The organism is Bhargavaea sp. GQ12, from assembly GCF_059758705.1.
Genome location: NZ_JCAXEU010000018.1, coordinates 46,928 through 66,697, shown reverse-complemented (window position 1 = coordinate 66,697; position 19,770 = coordinate 46,928). Strand labels below are relative to the sequence as shown.

The 19,770-nt window shown below is 55.2% G+C and carries 21 protein-coding genes, 6 tRNA genes, 1 pseudogene and 1 riboswitch; of the genes and pseudogenes, 4 read left to right on the top strand and 24 right to left on the bottom strand.

What is annotated here, in order from left to right:
• Positions 1 to 54 precede the first annotated feature (54 nt).
• The 21 genes and pseudogenes from AC6CHQ_RS13980 to acpS all read right to left on the bottom strand — a co-directional run bounded on the left by AC6CHQ_RS13980 (position 55) and on the right by acpS (position 12,841).
• Positions 55 to 128 (bottom strand) — tRNA-Gly (locus tag AC6CHQ_RS13980).
• Between the two features lie 4 nt (positions 129 to 132).
• Positions 133 to 209: transfer RNA gene (locus AC6CHQ_RS13975), tRNA-Arg, on the bottom strand.
• 18 nt (positions 210 to 227) lie between these two features.
• Positions 228 to 315, bottom strand: a tRNA-Leu gene (locus AC6CHQ_RS13970).
• A gap of 131 nt (positions 316 to 446) precedes the next feature.
• Positions 447 to 522 (bottom strand) — tRNA-Lys (locus AC6CHQ_RS13965).
• 35 nt (positions 523 to 557) lie between these two features.
• A tRNA-Asp gene (locus AC6CHQ_RS13960) sits at positions 558 to 633 on the bottom strand.
• 63 nt (positions 634 to 696) lie between these two features.
• A tRNA-Glu gene (locus AC6CHQ_RS13955) sits at positions 697 to 768 on the bottom strand.
• A 181-nt stretch (positions 769 to 949) separates the two neighbouring features.
• Positions 950 to 1,399, bottom strand: a complete 450-nt coding sequence (locus AC6CHQ_RS13950) for a SprT family protein (RefSeq protein WP_092055469.1) — start codon at positions 1,397 to 1,399, stop codon at positions 950 to 952.
• On the bottom strand, positions 1,392 to 3,887 hold the full coding sequence (locus tag AC6CHQ_RS13945) for a S1 RNA-binding domain-containing protein (protein ID WP_424237703.1): 2,496 nt from the start codon (positions 3,885 to 3,887) through the stop codon (positions 1,392 to 1,394). Before AC6CHQ_RS13945 ends, AC6CHQ_RS13950 begins: the two co-directional genes overlap by 8 nt.
• Before the next feature lie 170 nt (positions 3,888 to 4,057).
• Complete coding sequence (locus tag AC6CHQ_RS13940) at positions 4,058 to 4,648, bottom strand: PP2C family serine/threonine-protein phosphatase (protein ID WP_349773653.1); 591 nt, start codon at positions 4,646 to 4,648, stop codon at positions 4,058 to 4,060.
• Positions 4,649 to 4,653: 5 nt separating this feature from the next.
• Positions 4,654 to 5,439, bottom strand: a complete 786-nt coding sequence (gene sigB / locus AC6CHQ_RS13935; protein ID WP_251239450.1) for an RNA polymerase sigma factor SigB — start codon at positions 5,437 to 5,439, stop codon at positions 4,654 to 4,656.
• Positions 5,417 to 5,887: an anti-sigma B factor RsbW gene (gene rsbW / locus AC6CHQ_RS13930; protein ID WP_092055458.1), complete on the bottom strand. Its 471-nt coding sequence runs from the start codon at positions 5,885 to 5,887 to the stop codon at positions 5,417 to 5,419. The genes sigB and rsbW overlap by 23 nt, the downstream gene beginning before the upstream one ends.
• The gene (locus AC6CHQ_RS13925; protein ID WP_092055457.1) at positions 5,874 to 6,224 is read right to left on the bottom strand and encodes an STAS domain-containing protein; all 351 of its coding nucleotides are present in this window, start codon (positions 6,222 to 6,224) and stop codon (positions 5,874 to 5,876) included. Before AC6CHQ_RS13925 ends, rsbW begins: the two co-directional genes overlap by 14 nt.
• Before the next feature lie 110 nt (positions 6,225 to 6,334).
• Positions 6,335 to 7,336 (bottom strand): PP2C family protein-serine/threonine phosphatase, encoded by a 1,002-nt coding sequence (locus AC6CHQ_RS13920; RefSeq protein WP_498081842.1) that lies wholly within the window; start codon positions 7,334 to 7,336, stop codon positions 6,335 to 6,337.
• Positions 7,337 to 7,353: 17 nt separating this feature from the next.
• Positions 7,354 to 7,755, bottom strand: a complete 402-nt coding sequence (locus AC6CHQ_RS13915; protein ID WP_424237701.1) for an anti-sigma regulatory factor — start codon at positions 7,753 to 7,755, stop codon at positions 7,354 to 7,356.
• A gap of 2 nt (positions 7,756 to 7,757) precedes the next feature.
• On the bottom strand, positions 7,758 to 8,120 hold the full coding sequence (locus tag AC6CHQ_RS13910; protein ID WP_424237700.1) for an STAS domain-containing protein: 363 nt from the start codon (positions 8,118 to 8,120) through the stop codon (positions 7,758 to 7,760).
• Positions 8,117 to 8,947, bottom strand: a complete 831-nt coding sequence (gene rsbRA, locus AC6CHQ_RS13905; protein WP_498081841.1) for an RsbT co-antagonist protein RsbRA — start codon at positions 8,945 to 8,947, stop codon at positions 8,117 to 8,119. Before rsbRA ends, AC6CHQ_RS13910 begins: the two co-directional genes overlap by 4 nt.
• A 316-nt stretch (positions 8,948 to 9,263) precedes the next feature.
• On the bottom strand, positions 9,264 to 9,614 hold the full coding sequence (locus AC6CHQ_RS13900; protein ID WP_008301460.1) for a type II toxin-antitoxin system PemK/MazF family toxin: 351 nt from the start codon (positions 9,612 to 9,614) through the stop codon (positions 9,264 to 9,266).
• A gap of 4 nt (positions 9,615 to 9,618) precedes the next feature.
• A pseudogene (locus AC6CHQ_RS13895) lies at positions 9,619 to 9,905 on the bottom strand (transcriptional regulator).
• Positions 9,906 to 10,045: 140 nt separating this feature from the next.
• Positions 10,046 to 11,179: an alanine racemase gene (gene alr, locus AC6CHQ_RS13890; RefSeq protein WP_424237699.1), complete on the bottom strand. Its 1,134-nt coding sequence runs from the start codon at positions 11,177 to 11,179 to the stop codon at positions 10,046 to 10,048.
• Positions 11,180 to 11,265: 86 nt separating this feature from the next.
• Positions 11,266 to 12,408 carry a LolA family protein gene (locus tag AC6CHQ_RS13885; protein WP_498081840.1) on the bottom strand — a complete coding sequence of 381 codons (1,143 nt, stop codon included), beginning with the start codon at positions 12,406 to 12,408 and terminating at the stop codon, positions 11,266 to 11,268.
• Between the two features lie 58 nt (positions 12,409 to 12,466).
• The gene (acpS, locus tag AC6CHQ_RS13880) at positions 12,467 to 12,841 is read right to left on the bottom strand and encodes a holo-ACP synthase (protein WP_498081839.1); all 375 of its coding nucleotides are present in this window, start codon (positions 12,839 to 12,841) and stop codon (positions 12,467 to 12,469) included.
• Positions 12,842 to 12,909: 68 nt separating this feature from the next.
• Between acpS and AC6CHQ_RS13875 the strand changes: the two genes are divergently transcribed.
• The 4 genes from AC6CHQ_RS13875 (at position 12,910) to AC6CHQ_RS13860 (ending at position 17,025) form a co-directional block, all read left to right on the top strand.
• Entirely contained in the window at positions 12,910 to 13,521 is a 612-nt protein-coding gene (locus AC6CHQ_RS13875) for a rhomboid family intramembrane serine protease (RefSeq protein ID WP_251239455.1), read from the top strand.
• Positions 13,522 to 13,719: 198 nt separating this feature from the next.
• Positions 13,720 to 14,748 (top strand): LLM class flavin-dependent oxidoreductase, encoded by a 1,029-nt coding sequence (locus AC6CHQ_RS13870; RefSeq protein WP_498081838.1) that lies wholly within the window; start codon positions 13,720 to 13,722, stop codon positions 14,746 to 14,748.
• Between the two features lie 54 nt (positions 14,749 to 14,802).
• Positions 14,803 to 14,913: riboswitch (SAM riboswitch) on the top strand.
• Positions 14,914 to 15,076: 163 nt separating this feature from the next.
• Positions 15,077 to 15,622: an NADPH-dependent FMN reductase gene (ssuE, locus tag AC6CHQ_RS13865; RefSeq protein WP_092055434.1), complete on the top strand. Its 546-nt coding sequence runs from the start codon at positions 15,077 to 15,079 to the stop codon at positions 15,620 to 15,622.
• Positions 15,623 to 15,645: 23 nt separating this feature from the next.
• Positions 15,646 to 17,025: an LLM class flavin-dependent oxidoreductase gene (locus tag AC6CHQ_RS13860; protein ID WP_092055431.1), complete on the top strand. Its 1,380-nt coding sequence runs from the start codon at positions 15,646 to 15,648 to the stop codon at positions 17,023 to 17,025.
• Positions 17,026 to 17,068: 43 nt separating this feature from the next.
• Here the strand turns inward: AC6CHQ_RS13860 and AC6CHQ_RS13855 are convergent, their stop codons facing one another.
• From AC6CHQ_RS13855 to AC6CHQ_RS13845, 3 genes are read right to left on the bottom strand one after another with little or no spacing between them, the layout of a single operon-like run.
• Positions 17,069 to 17,545, bottom strand: coding sequence for a DinB family protein (locus AC6CHQ_RS13855; RefSeq protein WP_092055430.1), 477 nt, complete (start codon positions 17,543 to 17,545; stop codon positions 17,069 to 17,071).
• Between the two features lie 58 nt (positions 17,546 to 17,603).
• Positions 17,604 to 19,151 carry a PH domain-containing protein gene (locus tag AC6CHQ_RS13850; protein WP_498081837.1) on the bottom strand — a complete coding sequence of 516 codons (1,548 nt, stop codon included), beginning with the start codon at positions 19,149 to 19,151 and terminating at the stop codon, positions 17,604 to 17,606.
• Positions 19,141 to 19,620 (bottom strand): PH domain-containing protein, encoded by a 480-nt coding sequence (locus AC6CHQ_RS13845; RefSeq protein WP_092055425.1) that lies wholly within the window; start codon positions 19,618 to 19,620, stop codon positions 19,141 to 19,143. Before AC6CHQ_RS13845 ends, AC6CHQ_RS13850 begins: the two co-directional genes overlap by 11 nt.
• Between the last annotated feature and the right edge of the window lie 150 nt (positions 19,621 to 19,770).

The window sequence follows — 19,770 nt, the reverse complement described above, 5'->3', positions numbered from 1 at the left end:
ATTCATCAGCGTTTTGCTGTTCAGTTTTCAAGGTTCATAACTTCATAAAAATAATGGAGCGGGTGAAGGGAATCGAACCCTCATCATCAGCTTGGAAGGCTGAGGTTTTACCACTAAACTACACCCGCAAAGTGGCGCGCCCGGCAGAAGTCGAATCCACAACCTTCTGATCCGTAGTCAGACGCTCTATCCAATTGAGCTACGGGCGCACACAATATTAAAATAAATGGTGCGGTAGAGAGGACTTGAACCTCCACGGGATTTAACTCCCACTAGGCCCTCAACCTAGCGCGTCTGCCATTCCGCCACTACCGCATGTTAAAAGTGATTCGGTTTTTAAGAAGCTGTTTTTCGCGTTTCGTTCCAGCGACAAGATTTATTATATAACCTTGTTTCAGGAAAGTCAACATCTTTTTTCAACTTTTTTAAACCGTTTCATTAAAGGGTGGTGAGCCATGCAGGGCTCGAACCTGCGACCCTCTGATTAAAAGTCAGATGCTCTACCAACTGAGCTAATGGCTCGCATATCATCCTTCAGCCATTGGCTTCAGAATAAATGGCGGTCCCGACGGGAATCGAACCCGCGATCTCCTGCGTGACAGGCAGGCATGTTAACCGCTACACCACGGGACCACCTATGTATGAAAGGGAGTTTCCGGACAGCCGGGCACGAGCCCGGCGTCCTCCCCCTTATGATGACCCCTACGGGATTCGAACCCGTGTTACCGCCGTGAAAGGGCGGTGTCTTAACCGCTTGACCAAGGGGCCATATGTGATGTCTTTAGAGCACTTAGCCGCTCAGGCTTTCGTGTGATCTCTTGTCGACTTGTCCTATTATAGGGGGCATACGAAAAAACGTCAACACTTTTCGCCAACTTTTTTATAAAAATATCAAAACCCTTGCCGCGCAACGGTTTTCACCGTCCGGCAAGGGCTGATTCCTTCAACTCTATTCGACTTTTTGAATACGTCCGTGACATCTTCCGCAACGGTATCGGCTCGTGTCCATCCGAATCTTCCGCAGGTAGGATTGCCCGCAATCCGTGCAACGATAGAGATGCTTTGTTTTCCATCTGACGGGTTCTCGGATGACGGAACAATGCCTGGGTGCACCGGTCTCTTTCAGCAGCTCCCGGAAGTCTCTGTCCCGATGCCGGTATCCCTTTCCTTCTATATGAAGATGATAGTGGCATAACTCATGCTTGATGATCCCGGTCAGCTCTTCCAGACCATACTTCCTGTAAGCTTCAGGATTGATCTCAATGTCATGGTCGTGGAGCCTGTACCTGCCGCCGGTCGTCCTGAGCCTCGGATTAAAATAGACCCGGTGCCTGAATGTGCGGCCAAACGATTCCAATGAAATCGATTCAGTCAGCTGCTGGAGTTGCTGTTCATCCACGGCGTTTTCTGCTTCCCTTCTTATCTGCAGGGTCAATCATCGTCAGGGAGATTTTCGAGGCGGCTGTATCGACGGATTCGATCCATACAGCAACAGTATCTCCGGGCTGCACTATGTCACCCGGATCTTCGACACGGACCGGCGCCATCTTGGAGATGTGCACCAGCCCATCCTTCCCCGCTCCGACATCAACAAAAGCACCGTATGGTTTCAGGCGGCGCACCTGCCCTTTTACCTGGACACCCGGCTTGAGGTCGGAAAGCTTCTTTGCCGAATTCTTCCGCTCCTCAGACTGGCGCCTGCGCTGTTCTTCCTGTTTCTTCTTGTCCTCTTCCTCTGCCCGGCTGAGCATGGTGAGGGAAATCCGGCCCTTGTCCCGGTCGACATCATCAATTGAAACCGTGACGACATCTCCCGGAGCAAGAATATCCAGTGGATGGCGGATGCGTCCCTTGCTCATTTTGGTCACATGGAGCAAGCCGTCGTCCCCGACGCCGATGTCTATAAATGCGCCGAAGTCCACGACGTTCCGGACAGTCCCTTCCATCTCCATGCCGCGCTTCAGGTCATCCATTGTCAGCACTTCTTTTCTCAGAAGCGGCTGAGGGAATTCATCCCGCGGGTCTCGGTTAGGGCGCCGGAGTGTCTCGATAATGTCCCGTACAGTGACTTCACCAGCTCCAATAGCCTCTGCGACTTCCCCAGCATCCAGTTCCCCGAGCTTTTCAGCGGCTAGCTCAGTTCCGATGTCTTTCTTGTCCAGATCAGCAACCTTAAGGATCTCCTCCGCCAGCGCATAGCTTTCCGGGTGTACACCGGTGGCATCCAGCGGATTTTTCGCTTCCGGCACTCGGAGAAAGCCGACTGCCTGCTCATATGTCTTGGCCCCAAGGCGGGGCACTTTCTTTAATTGGGCCCGGGAACTGAAGCGTCCGAGCTCATCGCGGGCTGCAACGATATTGTCAGCGACCGTGCGGGAAAGTCCTGATATATGTTGAAGCAGCGATGCCGAAGCGGTGTTCACATCGACACCGACACGGTTTACAGCAGTTTCGACGACAAAGTCCAGCTGCTCCCCAAGGTTTTTCTGCGAAACATCATGCTGGTACTGGCCGACCCCGACCGATTTCGGCTCGATCTTTACGAGCTCCGACAGTGGATCCTGGAGTCTGCGTGCGATGGAGACGGCACTGCGCTGCTCGACCTGGAGTTCCGGAAATTCACGGCGCGCCTCTTCCGATGCGGAGTACACACTTGCACCCGCTTCATTGACGATCACATAGGATGCCCCGCCGTCCGTCTCCTTTAGGCAATCAGCGATAAACTGCTCGGTCTCACGCGAAGCGGTGCCGTTGCCGATTGCGATGATGGAGACGGAATGCTTTTCGAGCATCCCGAGGACTTTCTTTTTCGCACCTTCCGTATCTGATGACGTATGCGGATAAATGACACCCAGCTCAAGCAGCCGGCCGGTGTCGCTCACGACGGCGAGCTTGCAGCCGGTCCGGTAGGCCGGGTCCACGCCGAGAACGGTTTTGCCCTTCATCGGCGGTTGGAGCAAGAGTCTTTTCAGGTTCTCGGAAAAAATCCTGATCGCCTGTTCCTCCGCCTTTTCCGTCAGCTCGCCGCGGATCTCCCGTTCGATTGATGGGAGAAGCAGGCGTTTATATGCATCCGCAGCGGCTTCCGTCACTTCTTCGGCCGCTGCGGATCCGGGGTAACGGAGATAGAGGCGGCGTATTTCTTCGACCAGCCGCTCGTCTGGCGCAGCAACCGCCACCTTCAGCACCCCAATTTTCTCGCCGCGGTTGACGGCGAGTATACGGTGCGGCTTGATCTGCTTCACCGGTTCTTCATACTCATAGTACATTTCGAAGACACCCTTGGGGTCCTCTGCATCCTTCTTCCGGGATGTAACAATGAACCCGTCCCGGCGGATTGCTTTGCGGATCCTCTCACGGACCGCGGCATCATCAGAAATGCGCTCCGCAATAATGTCCCGTGCGCCGGCCAGGGCGGCCTCGGCGTCGGGCACTTCATTGCCGGGATCAACAAATTCCCCGGCGGCCGCTTCAGGATGCTGTTTCAAGTCGCTCAGCAACAGGTCCGCCAATGGTTCAAGGCCCCGTTCTTTTGCCGCTGTCGCGCGGGTCTTCCGCTTTTTCTGATAAGGCCGGTAAAGGTCTTCCACCCGCTGCAGCACATCGGCGCCGCGGATCGCCTCTTCCAGTTTTCCATCCAGCTTCCCCTGTTCCGAGATGATGCGGATGACTTCCTCTTTCCTCTCCTCCAGCTGGAAAAGATAGCGATGGGCGTCCTCGACCGCCTTGATCTGCACTTCATCAAGTTCGCCTGTTGCCTCTTTCCGGTAACGTGCGATAAACGGCACTGTTTTGCCTTCCGACAGCAGTCCGATCACCGCCTGCGCCTGGCCCGCACGCACACCCGCGCGCGCCGCCGCTTTCTGGATCAGTTCTTTTTCCTGCACCTCTCTCACCCTTTCGTTCCGCTCTCTACCCGTTCACTTTATCATAAACCGACCCGCGCACGGCAGATTCCCCATAGGCGCATTCCGCTCCCGAGACGGATGCCAGTCGAATGTAATGCAAGCTAACCCCGACCGGCTGGCCGGAAGACGAAAAAACCCGCTCCGCGGATTTAGCGGAGCAGGCTTCCTGCGATATAGGTGGCATCGTCGCCGTGTTCAAGGGTTTCAAACACTTTCTTGTACAGGTCATACGCACCGGCGCTGCTTTGCATGAACGCCTTCGGGCTTCGGATGTCCACGCCGTCCGAATGGAGAAGAAACAAATCGCCGGGACCGTAATCATAGCCCTGTGTCTTAAGTTTCTGCGGCCGCCCGGACAGATAGCCCATAACCGGGAGCGGATAGATCATCTTGTCATCCGAACGACGGTAGAGATAGAACCGGACATTGCCGACGCAGCTGTATTCGATCCTGGACGTTTTGAAATACGCCTTGATGATCGCGACGGCAGCCCCCCGCTTCTGGTGCATATGCATGTTGCACCGGCTGAGAAGCTGGTCGATGGACTCGTCATGATGGCGCTCCAGAATCTCCGGCACGACCTCCGCCGACTCCCTCGCAATCGGCCCGTTGCCGAGTCCGTCCGCAATCGCGCACAAGAAATAATCTTCATGGACGAATGTAAAGTATACATCGCCCGATTCATTGTTTCCCTCTTTCGCTTCCTGGTAAATGTACGCTTCCACCCGGTCATCCTTCACCGTCTTCAAGAAGGCCCACCACCAGCCGCCGCGATGGCCTCCTGCAACTTCTTGATGGCCTTCCGCTGAAGCCGGGATACGTGCATCTGGGAGATCCCGAGCCGTTCCCCCGCTTCCTTCTGGCTTAGCTGTTCGATGTATGTATACTGAATGATCTGCTTTTCACGCTCGGACAGGACATTGAGCGCTTCTGCCACGATCAGTCTCTGGTCCGTCATTTCGTAGCCATCATCAGTATCCCCGATAATATCGAACAGGGTGACTGTGCTGCCGTCGGAGTCAGCCTCCAGCGAATGATCCATGGACAGGGCCTGATAGCTTCTGCCCATCTCCATCGCTTCAAGGATGTCGTCTTCATCCACCTCGAGGTAATCCGCGATCTCCTGAACCTTCGGCGAGCGCTGAAGCTCGTTGGTCAGTGTCTCAGCGGCAGACTTGATCTTCGGACCGAGTTCCTTGATCCTTCGCGGCACATGGACCGCCCAAGTTTTGTCCCGGAGAAAACGTTTGATCTCCCCGATGATCGTCGGAACGGCGAATGCCTCAAAGCTGCGGCCGTAATCAGGGTCGTATCGACGGATGGCGCCGAGAAGTCCGAGCATGCCGACCTGCACGATGTCTTCATGATAGGATTTTCCGTTGGAGTATTTGCGGGCGATCGACTGGACAAGCCGCTCATAATGGAGAACGAGATTTGTCTGTGCTCCCTCATCACCGCTCTCCTGGAAAGCCTTGATCCAGCCCAACACCTGTTCTTTTGATTTGGAATCAGGAGGAGACTGTTTCGACATCCTTTTCCACCTGCTCTCCGCCGAGATATTTGGTCATGAAGACGGTAACACCTTCATCATGGTGGATCTTGATTTCGTCCATCAGCGTCTCGATCAGGTAGAGGCCGAGACCCCCTTCCCGGAGGAACATGCCCTCTTCGTGATCGTGGTATGGCCCCACACTCTTTTTAGTCGCTTCAAAGTCGAAACTCTGACCATGGTCGGCCACCATGATCTCCATCCGGTCTTCATACAGTGCACACCCGACGACGACTTCACCTTCTTCGTCTTCCTTGTAGGCGTGCTGCACCGCATTTGTGATGGCCTCACTCGAAGCAATCTTCATGTCTTCAATATCGTCATAGGTGAAGCCCAGCCGGCTTGCAAGGCCGGAGATCGTGAGCCGCGCCACACCCACGTACTGGGCCTTTGCCGGCACACGGATCTCCACGTAGTCATACGGTTGCATCATTTAACCCACCTTTATCATCTTTATGTTCTTCGATATCCATGACTTCATTGAGGCCTGTGATATCGAACAGACGCTTGAGCCGCGGCGAAAGCCCGGTGATTTTAACTTGGCCGCCGGTTTCCTTCACTTGCTTGAAATAACCGACGAATACGCCGAGACCCGTACTGTCCATATATTCTACGTCCGAAAGATCGATTTCTGCTTTCATGCCTTTTTCAACGGGATGTTCTGCAAGCTTCTCCCGCAGGGCCGGCGCCGTGAACGCATCGATCTCACCGATCACTTTAAAATGCTGTACACTGTCTTCTCTATTCAGATCTACTTGTAGGTTCATTTCCACACCTCTTCTTTAAATTTCTCACTCTATTTTTTTGTCCCAAAACCAGAACTCCATTTGAACACAACATCAAGGTTTTACCCCTTACGAAGAAATTCAAACATCAATTATTCTTTTTTTAAGATCACCAGTGAGAAATCGTCCTGGAGACGGAAGCCCTGCATGCGATCCAATTCGGCGAAGACATGCTCCGCCATTTCCTGGGCGGGGCGGTCTTTTACGCTGCTGATGATTTCGAGGATGGTGTCCTTTTCGACAAAGCCTTCCGGCGTCCGTGCTTCGGTCACCCCGTCGGTCATGATGGCGATGAAGTCACCGCGCTCAAGGGCCACGCTCCCCTCCTCATAGCGGGCATCCGGCGAAACGCCGAGCAGCAGCCCTTTGGCATCCAGTTCCACAAAACGATTTTCCGATGCCACGTAATGAAGCGCCGGTTCGTGCCCGGCGGAGGCATAGGAAAAGGTCGAGCTTTTCGCGTCATAGCGTCCGTACATCATGGTGACGAACATCGAATCATTGACGCTTTTTTCGACGATGCGGTTAATAACCGAAAGAACGCCGGAAGGACCTTCAGATGAATGCTGGACACTGTCCATGCCGAACTTGACCATCGACATGCAAAGGGCTGCAGGGATGCCTTTGCCCATAACATCGGCGACAGCCACGCCCGCCTCATCCATATCGTTTCCGACAAAGTAGATATAATCCCCGCTCATTGTGCGCGATGGCACGGTTACATATCCCAGGTCCATGCCTTCGACGACCGGAATCTTCGTTTTCAGCAGCGTCTCCTGCACTTTCGATGCCACTTCCATCTCGAGTTGCATCTCTTCCTGGCGTTTGACGAGAGACTGATGCTCCTTTAATGCGAGACCGTAACGGATCATCATCTCGATAAGGAAATCGAAAGAATGCCAGACTTTCGAAGGAAGGCCGGGCAATACATCCTTGAGCGCGGATTTATGTATGCTGATGACCTCTTCGGGCGAGATATCCTTCTCGATCAGCTTCCGGCTGAATGCCTCGCCCATGTACAGATTCTGTTCTGATTGACTTTCCAGATATTGCCTCAAAATCTCTTTGTATTCTGTTTCCGTCTGCTGAGGCATCTTGATTCATCCCCCTGTCAGCGGAGCCATTTGACTGCTGTGATCTTCGTGCCCTTGCCCTTTTCGGTGTCCACGCGGAAGTCGTCCATCAGGCGCTTGACCCCGGGCATTCCGGCACCGAGTCCGCCGGATGTCGAATAACCGTCTTCCATCACTTTCCTGACATCGGGGATTCCCGGGCCCTCATCGGATGCGATGATGGCGATTCCGAACAGGTCATTATCATTCAGGCGTTCGATCTCAATCTTTCCGGCTCCTGCATATAAATAAATATTTCTTGCGAGTTCACTGATTGCCGTAGTGATGCGGGCCTGGTCAACGGTACCGAAGCCGACTTTCTTTGCTTCGTTCCGGCCCAGCTGCCGCGCAGCGACAATGTCCCATTCTGTATGGATATCAACTGAAGACCGGTACCCCATCGTTAAGCCTCCAATTCATGTTGCAATTTGTCCATTCCGTTTTCGAGATCGAGGGCCGTCATGACATTTTCCAGACGGATTCCCAGTTCGATGAGCGTAATGGCAACGGCGGGCTGAATACCGGTGATGACGACTTTGGCACCCATAAGGCCCGACATGCTGATGACATCCCCCAACACTTTTGCGATGAAGGAGTCGATGAAATCAATCGGCGTCAGATCAATGACCACGCCTCTGGCCGACGTGTCATGCAGCTTTTCCAGAAGGTCCTCCTGAAACTGGATCGCCGTTTGGTCGTCCAGCTCCCATTGGAGTGAAACGATCAGGATATCCTTCAGCTTTAGGATCGGGATACGCATGTTCAATTTTCATCCACCTCCACGATTTTTCGGTTCGTCAGCGCCAGGGCTTCCTGCATGCCCCTCTGCAGCGTGCTGGTTGTCGTAAAGTCTTCCAGGCTGATGCCGAGCGCCACGATTGTCTGTGCAATTTCCGGCCGGATCCCGACTAGCATACATCGCGCGCCGACGAGGCGGACCGCATCCGCAGCCTGGATGATGTGGTGCGCCACCATCGTGTCGACGACTGGAACGCCCGTGATGTCGAGCAGGACAACTTCGGCGCGGTGTCGGACAACGCCCTCCAGCAGGTTCTCCATGATCAGCTTTGCGCGTTCCGTATCAATCGTGCCGACAAGCGGCATGACGGAAATTTTATCGAATACCGGAATCAGGGAAGCCGACAGCTCCTGCAGGGCGATTTTCTGAAGGTTGACCGTGCGCTCCCAAGTGTGGGCGTACATTTCAACAACTTCCTGCCGGAGCGGCTTGATCCAGTTGTTCAGGATATCAAAGTATTCGGCCACATTGCCGTCGTCGAGAATTTCAGCTTTTCGCAGCAGTTCATAGAGCGTGTCCGAGAAATTCTCAATCGCCTTCATGACAAGCGTGATCGACCAGCCGAGGCGTACAATGCGTTCGGAGAAGTTGTGGAGCTTTTCCTCGTATAGGCCTGTCTCTTCGGTGAGGCTCGATACGACGAGGTCCGCAAAATCACGGCTGGTCCGCTCGATGACCTCTTCCGGCATGATGTGGAAGAATTTTTCACCATGCTCATCTTTCATGCGCTGTTTCCAATTGTCGATGATCTCTTCCAGGTGAGTCTCGACAAACTGAGGAACTTTTCTATACATGGCTTTGATAGCCTCCTTATACCGACTGTTCCTTACATTGTAACGAAAATTCGGCCGGAACACACTCATTTTGCGAGATATGGAGAACCATATAATTCTATACGGCACGGGCGGGCCGCACAGTCTCACCGGTGCCGTCCTTTGGCGGACCTCCCGGCGCTGTGTATCCACACGTTATTATCCCACACAAGCATCGACTCATTGCATTCCAAATGAAGGGATGAAAATTCCCGGTAAGGATCTGCCGGCAGCCGGGACTGCTGATGCAAGAAAAACCGCCCGGCATTTGCCGGGCGGCATTCTTGAGTATGTATGCTTAAAATTTCACCAATCCGAGGCTGATTTCAAGCGCCTCTTCCACCTGCCGCATCATTTCTTCATCCAGATGTGTAATCTTGTCGGAAAGGCGGGATTTGTCAATCGTCCGGACTTGCTCCAGCAAGACGACGGAGTTTTTGTCCAATCCGTACCGTACCGCATCGATTTCCACATGGGTGGGCAGTTTGGCTTTCTGTATCTGGGCCGTAATGGCTGCAACGATCACTGTGGGGCTGAACCGATTGCCGATATCGTTCTGAATAACCAGGACGGGTCGTTTCCCGCCCTGTTCAGAACCTTTCACCGGCGACAGATCTGCAAAGAAAATGTCCCCGCGTTTTATGGCCAAAATCTCATCCTCCGATTACGAGTTGCGCCACGCGTGCTCCGCTTCGTATTCCGCGTACAAACATTCGGAAGCGATCGAAAGATTGATCTGCGACATCTCCACGTAGCCTTGGACGATGGCTTCCCGTATAAGATTTGGTTGTTCCTTCCGTGTCTTCCGGGTGGTCGTCAGGTAGACGTACCCGTCCTGTTCCGCCCGGTCGTAGGCGACGGAGTCCCCGTCACACTGAAGCATCCGCTTGGGGATCTTCACCACGACTTCTTTAGTCTCTTTCTCTGCCACAGCAAACACCTCCGACGCAGCCATTCAACAAATATCTATCCCATCATACCATCGGATAGACTTGTTGAAAAGACACGTTCGGAAAGAATGCGACAAAATCCCCGCCGCAACTGACTGCATTTGTCGGATGTTGTCGGGCCGTGTTGGGTTTAGTATTCCCCGCGCCCCTGCAAATAAACTCTGGGAATCCGCTTTGATAACGTGACGACGACCTCATATGGAATCGTCCCGAGCCGCTCTGCCCACTCGTCCGGGCTGACCCGTTCATTGCCTTGTTTACCAAGAAGGACAACCGGCTCTCCCGGCGCCATCTCGTGCGGCAGCCTGACCATGCACTGGTCCATGCAGATACGGCCGACAATCCGGCAGCGCCGGCCGCCGATCAGCACATCCTGTCCGCTCTGCCCGCGGAGAAGTCCGTCCGCGTAGCCGATCGGAAGCGTCCCGACCCATTCATCCCCCTGAGCCCTGTAGGTTGCCCCGTAGCTGACGGTATCTCCACGGCCAAGCCGCTTCACATGGACAAGCTCGGTCGAAAGCATCAGCGCAGGCCGGAGCGGGAATGGCAGGCGCTCTCTGACAAAGTCGGAAGGGGCGATCCCGTACATGGAAATCCCCAGCCGCACCGCATCGAACTTACACTCGGGATGCATGAATGTGGCCGCGCTGTTTGATGCGTGCACGAGACGCGGCCGCTCCGGCAAGAGCTCCACCGCTTCCCGGAATCCGGAGGCTTGCATCCTCCATACCTCATTGTCGGGCTCATCGGCCGTCGCAAAATGAGTGAAGATGCCGTCGACAGAGATGTTTGCCGCCCTGGCAGCCCTGTACATCCGGAGCAGGTCTTCCGCACTCCTGACGCCGAGCCGGCCCATTCCTGTATCGACCTTCAGGTGAACCCGGAGCGGGCGCACGAAATCAGGCGCGGCGGCAGCAACTGCCTCCATCCAGGCCGGCGAGTCAGCAGTGATGATAATATCCTGTTCAGCCGCAATGCGCGCGAACGGAACAGGGGAGGCGCCCAAAAGCAGAATGTCCGCTTCCAGGCCTGCCTCCCTGAGTTCCACCGCTTCATCCGGAGTGGCGACCGCGAGCATCATTGCGCCCGCTTCCAGCGCCGCCTCCGCGACTCTGGCCGCGCCGTGCCCGTAGCCGTCCGCCTTGACCACCGCGATCACGCCAGTGTCCGGGCCGGTCAGACGTGCCGTGTTTCGCACGTTTTCCCGGATCGCCTCCAGATCGATGGCCGCCACTGTCGGCCGGCCCCATTCCATTTGTTCCATTTCCCCGTTCTCCCTTCGAATTGACGGATATCTCTTTATCTTTTTCATTATCCGCCCGGAGGGAGAAAGCCGTCAATACTTGCAGGTCACTTCTGTTCTGCTTCGATCATCGATGTCGCGACTTCCACCATCTCCTCGCGGCTCAGTGCATTCGAGGCGAGGAAGTAGGATACGCCGCCCTTTTCCCAGCTGACCGAGTTATCGGTGATTGCGCCGATTGTGAAGCCGAGGTGTGCCGGATCCCCTTCCGCGAATACCGGAACGAGCGCTTCTTTAGGAGACTTCGCCTGCTGCTGGACGATGACGAATTCCTTCTCGCCGCCGTATGTCAGGTAGACGCGCTTTTCTTCACCTTTGCCGACAACTTCTTCTTCCAGCAGGTCGACGCCTTCCCATTTCAAGAGCGGATAGGATGTGCGGAATTCCTCACCATCCAATTCGGCACCCGCTTCTTCATCTCCTTCTTCTGTCTTGCCTTCTTCATTGCCTTCTTCATCGGTCGCACTGTCTGATTCTTCCGTGGTGCCTTCCTGGTCTTCGCCTTCTGCCTCTTCTTCCGTCGCATCGGCGTCATCCGCGGATCCTTCGGCGCCTTCAGGTGCCTTCGAATGCTTTTCAACCGCATAGTCGCCGGCACTGCGCTCTGTGCCGAGAGAGATTTTTTCAAACGTGATCTTCATCTGCTCTTCCTTGTTTTCATTGAGCACCGACACCTTCACAGGGAGGAGCGATTTCTTGTCGATGTGGATACGCTGATAAGGCAGCATCTTCCGGTGGTTGTTCCGTGTGACCGTCTCAAAGACATATTCCTTGTCTTCTTCCTTCATCACCGCATCCTTGTCCGCGCGGATGTCTTCCGCAAGCGCACCGATCAGATAAGCCTGGCTGTTTTTCTCCGGCCAGTCACTCTGGAACTTGTACGTTTTGCCGATTGAAGGCGTAACGACAAATACCCCATCCTTGTTGCGGAGGATCATCTGGGACTCCTTGGAGCCCTGCTGGGCCACATTGACCCGGTAATAGTCCGGCTTTGTGTGCCACACTTCCACGTCATACAGCCTCGGCTCATCGCCGGTTTTGATCTCCATGACGGCGGTGAGTTCATAACCTTTTGCATCCGTCCATTTGCCGCTCAGCTTTTTCATGACGTCTTCCTTCGACTGTGACCCGCATGCCGCCAGCAGCATGACGAGCACGATGAGCATTCCTGCGAATATCCGGCTCCGCAATTCCTTCACCCTTTCTCATTTCGCTCCTGTGGAACATCCTATGAGAGAGGGGCCGGGTTTATTCGGACAGGGCTGCCGGGAATCCGGTCAGGATCACTTGGGCGGCTGCATATTCACGCGAATGCGTGATCGAGACAAAACCAGGCGCCGGATTGCCCCTGAAATACAGCATTGGCCTGCCGCCTTCGCCGGAAAGCACACTGATGTCGGAAAACGCGCACGACGCGCCAATTCCGGTGCCGAGCGCTTTTGCAAATGCTTCCTTGGCGGCAAACCGCCCGGCAAGATATTCGGTCCGGCGGGTGCCGCCGAGCTGATCATATCGCTCCAATTCTTCCTTGCTCAGGATCCTCTCCCGGAAGCGGTCGCTGCGGCCGTCCGCCTGCCTGATCCTGTCCATTTCCACTATATCAAGCCCAATTCCCGTGATCATCCGTTCTCCCCGCTTTCTGGACCGCGCCAAACGCGGTATACTGTTCTTATGTAAATTGAGGTGAAACCATGTTTATCAGAAGAGAAAGCTTCTCCGAGTACATCCGGCTTTATCCGGTCGTCTCGGCGCTGATCGCGATCAACGTGATCATCTACATCCTGACCATCCTGCCCGGCATCGGCGACCTGATCATGTTCCATGGAATGGGCATCAACCGGCTGATCGCTGACGGCGACTGGTGGCGCTTTATCACACCGATGTTCCTGCACGCCGGACTCATGCATGTCCTGTTCAATATGTTCGCCCTGTTCCTGTTCGGCCCGGAGCTTGAGCGGATTGCAGGCAAGATCCGGTTCCTGAACCTGTTTTTCCTGGCCGGCCTATTCGGCAATGTCGCATCCTATTTTCTGCATGACGGCTCTTACGCCTATGTCGGCGCAAGTGGTGCCATCTACGGAATCTTCGGCGCGTTCGGCGCATTTGTGTACCATACGAAGGGCGCATTCCCGCAAATCCGCCAGATCATCCTGCCGATCATCGTCATCAGCGTGATCATGACGTTCCTGACACCGAACATCAACATCACCGCCCACCTGACCGGCCTGGCAGTCGGCTTCCTCGTCGGCTTCAGCTACTTCCAACCGAAGAATATCACAAGCTGGCGCAAGAAGCGCCGCTAAAGTACCCCAAGCCCTGCTCCCGCAGGGCTTTTTTGATGTGGTTCTGCTAAGGTACCTTCCCGCCTGCGAAAAATTCAACCTACCCTAAAACCTACTAATCAGGTAGAGTTATAAGGGTATTAGAATTCAGTGTGCACTGACACCTGCCTGCCACCAAACATTCAGGCATTTGAAATCACCATATTGGAGGGGTTCTTCATGAGCTATCAACTTGGCATATTAGATCAAAGCCCGGTTTTTCCGGGGGCGTCCGCAGAGCACGCCCTGCAGCAGACAGTGCAACTGGCCCAACAGGCGGAAAAATGGGGGTATAGCCGGTTCTGGGTGTCCGAGCATCATCACTCCCAGGACGTAGCCGGTTCATCACCTGAGGTGCTGGTCTCCCATCTGCTGGCCAAAACAGAGTCCATCCGCATCGGGTCCGGAGGCGTCATGCTCCAGCACTACAGTCCTTTTAAAGTCGCTGAAAACTTCCATCTGATGTCCGCGCTTGCTCCTGGAAGGGTCGACCTCGGTATAGGAAAGGCACCCGGCGGCCTTCCCCTCTCCACGAAGGCCCTGCAATTTGGGACGGTCAACGACGGGACAGACTTTGCCGAATGGCTGGCCCATCTGATGCAACTGATCCGGGATGAAGTACCGGAAGCTCATCCGCTGGCCGGCATCCAGGCCACCCCTCTCCCGTCCAAACGGCCTGATGTCCATCTTCTTGGTGCAAGCCCGGATAGCGCCCGGCTCGCGGCAAGACTGGGAATCGGATTTGTATTCGCTTTGTTCATCAACAACAATCGCACCGTGCTGGAAAAATCAGCCGCCGCGTACCGGGAACTTCATCCCGGCGGAACATTCATCGCTGCCGCCCATGTGCTGGCAGCGCCGACGCAGGCAGAAGCTGAAAATCTGGCAGGTGATTACAAAATCATCAAAGTGCATCTGCAGAACGGCCGTTCATTCACGCTGACATCCACCGAAGCGGCTCATTCGTTCGGCAGACAGGCAGGTGTTCCCTATGAAGTCGAAGAGCTGAAGGCAGACATCATCGCAGGGACACCCGACTATGTGCATCAGCAACTGGCGCAGCTCCATGAGGCTTACCGGATAGATGAATTCATCCTGCACACAGCGCTGCCGAAAGTAGCTGAACGCGCCCGCTCCTTCCGGCTGCTGGGTCCGCATCTTATTCCGGCAAGTGACAGCTCTACAGAAAAGTCTGAAATTTATCGTTGACAATGCCGAAAGCTTTGCTATACTGTTCATCAAGCTGAAAAATTCATAATTTTTTTCTTATCAAGAGAGGTGGAGGGACTTGGCCCTGCGAAGCCTCAGCAACCAGCAAACTCCGGTTTGTATGGTGCTAACTCCGGAAGGACAGATCTGTCCTGAAGATGAGAAAACAGTCAGGCAGGCGTAATTGTATTCTGCCCAGGCTCTTCTCTCATTCTTGAATGGGAAAAGGGCCTTTTCCTATTCTTCATCCTTTCCGGAACCTTTCAGCGGAATCCGTCAATCCAACCCCATCCGCCAAATGACCTCATTAAAGAAAGGATGAATATCCATGACCGAAATTGTCATCATCTCCGGCAGTCCGAGTGCCGCTTCCCGCTCGGACCGAGTACTCGGCTACATCGGAGGGCTGCTTGAAGACAAGGGGTTCATCGTCACCCACCTGAGCGTGCGGGACATTCCCGCCGAAGCCCTCTTTACAGCAGACTTCAGCCACCCGTCCGTCACGGGCGCCGCAGCGAGCATCCGGGAAGCGCAGGGGGTCGTCGTCGGCTCCCCTGTCTACAAAGCCGCTTATTCAGGAGTCCTTAAGGCGTTTATCGACCTTCTGCCTCAAGATGTGCTGGAATCCACCCCCGTCCTTCCGCTCATGACCGGCGGCAGCCCCGGGCATCTGCTGGCACTCGACTATGCCCTCAAGCCGCTCCTTTCCACGCTGAAGGGGCATGCCCTAAAAGGGATTTACCTGACGGATGATGTGATCGACAAGAATCTCGACATCCCTGTGCTTGACGGAGACTGCCTCAGCCGCCTTGAGAAACAGACGGCCTATTTTGCGGAACTGATCCGAAGGCAGCACAGCCGAACCCATGCCTGAGCCAGAATGAAAGGATGATGACCATGACCAAAAAACGTATTTACCTGAATGCGTTCGAGATGAACACAGCGGGTCACCAGTCTCCCGGCCTCTGGGCGCATCCCGATGACCAGTCCCACCGGTACAAGGACTGCGACTACTGGATCGAGCTTGCACGCATCCTCGAGGAGACCCGCTATGATGCTGTGTTCCTTGCAGATGTACTTGGTACGTACGATGTCTATGGCGGTTCCCGCGAAGCAGCGGTGCGACAAGGTGCACAGTCGCCGGTCAACGACCCGAGCCTCGTCGTCCCCCTCATGGCGGCTGTCACGAATCATCTCGGCTTTGGTGTCACTGCCTCCGTCAGCCACGAGCATCCGTACACGTTCGCCCGCCGAATCTCGACACTCGATCACCTGACAAAGGGACGTGTCGGCTGGAACATCGTCACATCCTACCTGAAGAGCGCCGCCCTCAACATGGGTCTGGACGAACAGGTTTCCCACGACGAGCGCTACGACATCGCGGAAGAATACTTGGAAGTGTGCTACAAACTGTGGGAAAGCAGCTGGGAAGATGATGCCGTGAAAGTCGACAAGGAAAACCGTGTGTATTCGGATCCTTCCAAAGTCCACGATATCGGCCATCACGGCAAATACTTCAAGGTGCCGGGCGCCCATCTGTCGGAACCGTCCCCTCAGCGTACACCGGTGCTGTTCCAGGCTGGCGCGTCGCCAAAGGGCCGTTCATTCGCAGGAAGGCACACTGAACTCGCCTTTATCGGAGCACCAACGAAAAACGCGGCCAAACAGACCGTCACGAGGCTCCGGGAAGCGGCAGCTGAAGCCGGACGTGATCCGGAAGAGATCAAGATCCTGACACTGGTCACACCGGTCATCGGGCGGACCGAGCAAGAAGCCCGTGAGAAGTACGATGAGTACCAGTCCTACATCTCCGATGAAGGCGCACTTGCCCTGTTCGGCGGCTGGACGGGCGTCGACCTGTCAGGCGCCGACCTTGATGCCGGCGTCGAATACGTCGAAAATGACGCGATCCGCTCCACGCTCGAGACATTCACGAAAATCGATCCGGAACGCAACTGGACAATCCGTGAGATCATCAAATCGATTGGCGTCGGCGGCATGGGCACCGCAATCGTCGGCACGCCGGAGCAGGTTGCGGACGTGCTCGAGGCGTGGGCCGACGAGACCGGCGTCGACGGATTCAACATCGCCTATGCCCTTGCGCATAGGACCTTCAAGGAATTCGGCGAATGGGTCATCCCGATCCTCCAGGCACGCGGCCGTGTACCTAAAGATTACGGGGGCACCTCCTTGCGCGACAACCTGTTCGGCAATGGCAACCGCCTCCCCGCCCGTCATCCAGGAAAGCAGTTCAGCCGGAAACCGGAAACCGTCTGAACAGGAAAAATCCCGTGCCGCTTTGCGGTCCGGGATTTTTCTGTCACTCAGCGGCACGGATCAGTTTCCTCATCTGCCTGATTGTCTCCAGATGAAGGGCTTCATGGTAAAACGAGAACAGCAGTGTTTCGCCGGTCATGCGGAATGTGAGGCCCATGCGGTTCGTGAACGGTTCCGGAAGCGGCTCGTCCAGGCGGCCTGCCCGCAGCTTTTGAAGACGCTCCGTCTGGGTGTCCAGTTCCTCCCTGATCTCGATCAGAGACGGGGGCTCACTCTTCCAATCAGACGGCTTCGTGCCCGCAGCAAAGTACTCCGGGTATTTCGCAGCCAGCTCCATCTCTTCGCCTGCCACTTCCAGGGCGAGCCGCTCCTGGATAAACAGGATATGCCCAAAATTCCAGTGGATATTGTTGCTGAACCCGTCTGGAATAATGCCCGCAATTTCCTCGGGTGTTTCGTCCAAGCATTTCAGCGTCATCTCACGGACCGTCTGCATATGGCGAAATATAAGCTCTTCCAACCCGACCCCTCCTGTCAGAAAAGGGCCTCCCGGCTCGGGGAGGCCCGTCTGTATGAACTTATTCGCCTTCGGCGGCAGGAGTTCCTTCAACGGAAGCCGGTGTCTGCGCCCGATTTCTCGGGTCGTACCAATCCATCAGCAGGTCCGCATCCGCCTCATCGATATGGCGGATGGGTGCTTTGCTGGGCATGACGCCAGACTTGAATGCTGCCGTGACAGTCGCGACATTCCTCCGCCTCTGGAAGATGGTCTGATGCTCCTGCATCGATTGGACCCGCTTCCTGAACACATAGACCGTGTGCAGCGTAAAATCACGCCACCGGACGGTCAGCTGGCGATCCCTTACAGCCCAGCCCGCAGAGCGGTGCTGCCAGAGTCCGAGCAGGATAATCAGCGGGATGATGAGCAGCGCAAGCAGGCCATACGGGAACAGGAAGTACCCTGAAGCGGCCGTCAGCGGAATTACCCAAATAAAGTCGAGCCTGTAATAGAACGGACGGGATTTCACAGGAATCCTCTTTAGTTCTCCAGATGTTTCAATATCGGGGAAAAGCTCCGAAAGAAGCCCGTTGACTTCCCGCTTCTTCACGAGCGGGAACAGCCCGATTGCCGCGCCTCCCTCTTTCGCGCTCCCTCCGGCGCTATGCACCTTGACCGATACATAGCCGAGAAGTTTCTGGAACGGGTTCTCGCTCACCCGCACCGCCTGGATGCGCTTCAGCGGTACGGTGACCCGTTTTTTCTCCAGGAGCCCTCTTGAGATGAACAGGTCATCCCCGTCAAACGAGACAGTGAATCCGTAAAATCCGAGGTACGTCCAGGCGACAGACAGGACCCAGCCGACGAGCATCACCGCAAGGACCGCCACGGCGACCATGAACACGCCAAACCGGATAAACGCGACCACTTCGTCATAGATCACGTCAAACGGCAGGATGTCGGCGAACTGCGACAGGAAAATCGCGATCCCGGAGAAGATGATGCCGATCCTTCCCGAGAACGTCGCCAGAAGGAAAATTTCCTTGCGTCCCATCCGGAAAAGGACTTTCGCTTCTTCCTCCGGTTCTTCTGCCGGAAGGACGGCGACCGCTTCTGTCCCATCCTCCTGCACTTCCTGCAAGCCTGCACGGCGGCGTTTCGCCTCGGAGATGACCGAGCTCACACGATCCGCCTCCGCACGGGTCACCGCCGTCAGGTCCGCCTCCGCCCCTTCCAGGACGGACGAGTTGCCCGCAGTCTCGATCTTCACCTTGACGAGCCCGAACGGCCGGTGGAAGATCCCTTCCGTGTAATCGACACTCTGAATCCGTTCAAACGGGATATAGCGCTTTTTCTTTACAAACAGCCCGTGCTCGATCCGGAGTTCCCCGTCTTCGAACCAGTAGACGAACCGTTTCCATTTGACGAAGCCGGCAACCGCAGTAAACACGACAAATGCACCAAAAATCAGGATGGTCAGATTATCCAGCCAGAAATTCCCCGACCGTTCCCGTCCAATGCCGTTCGCCACAACGATGACGAGGAGCGGAATGATCGCTTCCTTCAGCGTCTTCAGAAGCTCGATGACAGCAGTGACCCAGTGCAGCCTGTTCTTCTCAGACATCATCTTCCGCCACCCTCGCGAGCACGGAGATCCGGCTCCTCAGCTCGTCGGCCTCTTCCATCTGGAGCGCCGGGATTTCGTGATTGGTCGCGGCCGTCGATACGGTAATGCCGGAGAGGGCATATTTCCTGAGGATCGGGCCCTGGCTCGTGTCGACATGCTGTACCCGGACCATCGGCACGAGCGTCCTCTTTACGATGAACAGCCCATGCTGCAGCTCGATTTCCGTTTCCCTCACTTCGTACCTCCAACGCTGCCATCGGATCTTCGGAAACAGGAAAATCAGCAGATACGCCGCAATCACGGAAACCGCCCCCGACACGATATAAATCCAGATCGGGCCTTCAAATATGTATGCCAGTACACTAGCCGCAATCGCCGGGACAAGGACAATCAGCGTATAGAAGATCCCATGGATCCTCCAGACGGTGAGCCCCTTCTCGGATATGCGGTTCGCCGGTTCTCTTCTCATCCGGTTCACCCCTTCTATGACTTCTTTCTATTGTATACGGAAAGGCTTGGGAAACGTTTCATAAATTTAATCATAAAGGGTTGAGACTTTGCAAGGCGGCACTTTGCCAGTTTCAGAGACCCTTTCGCAAACTCATTCATCACTTTCGCC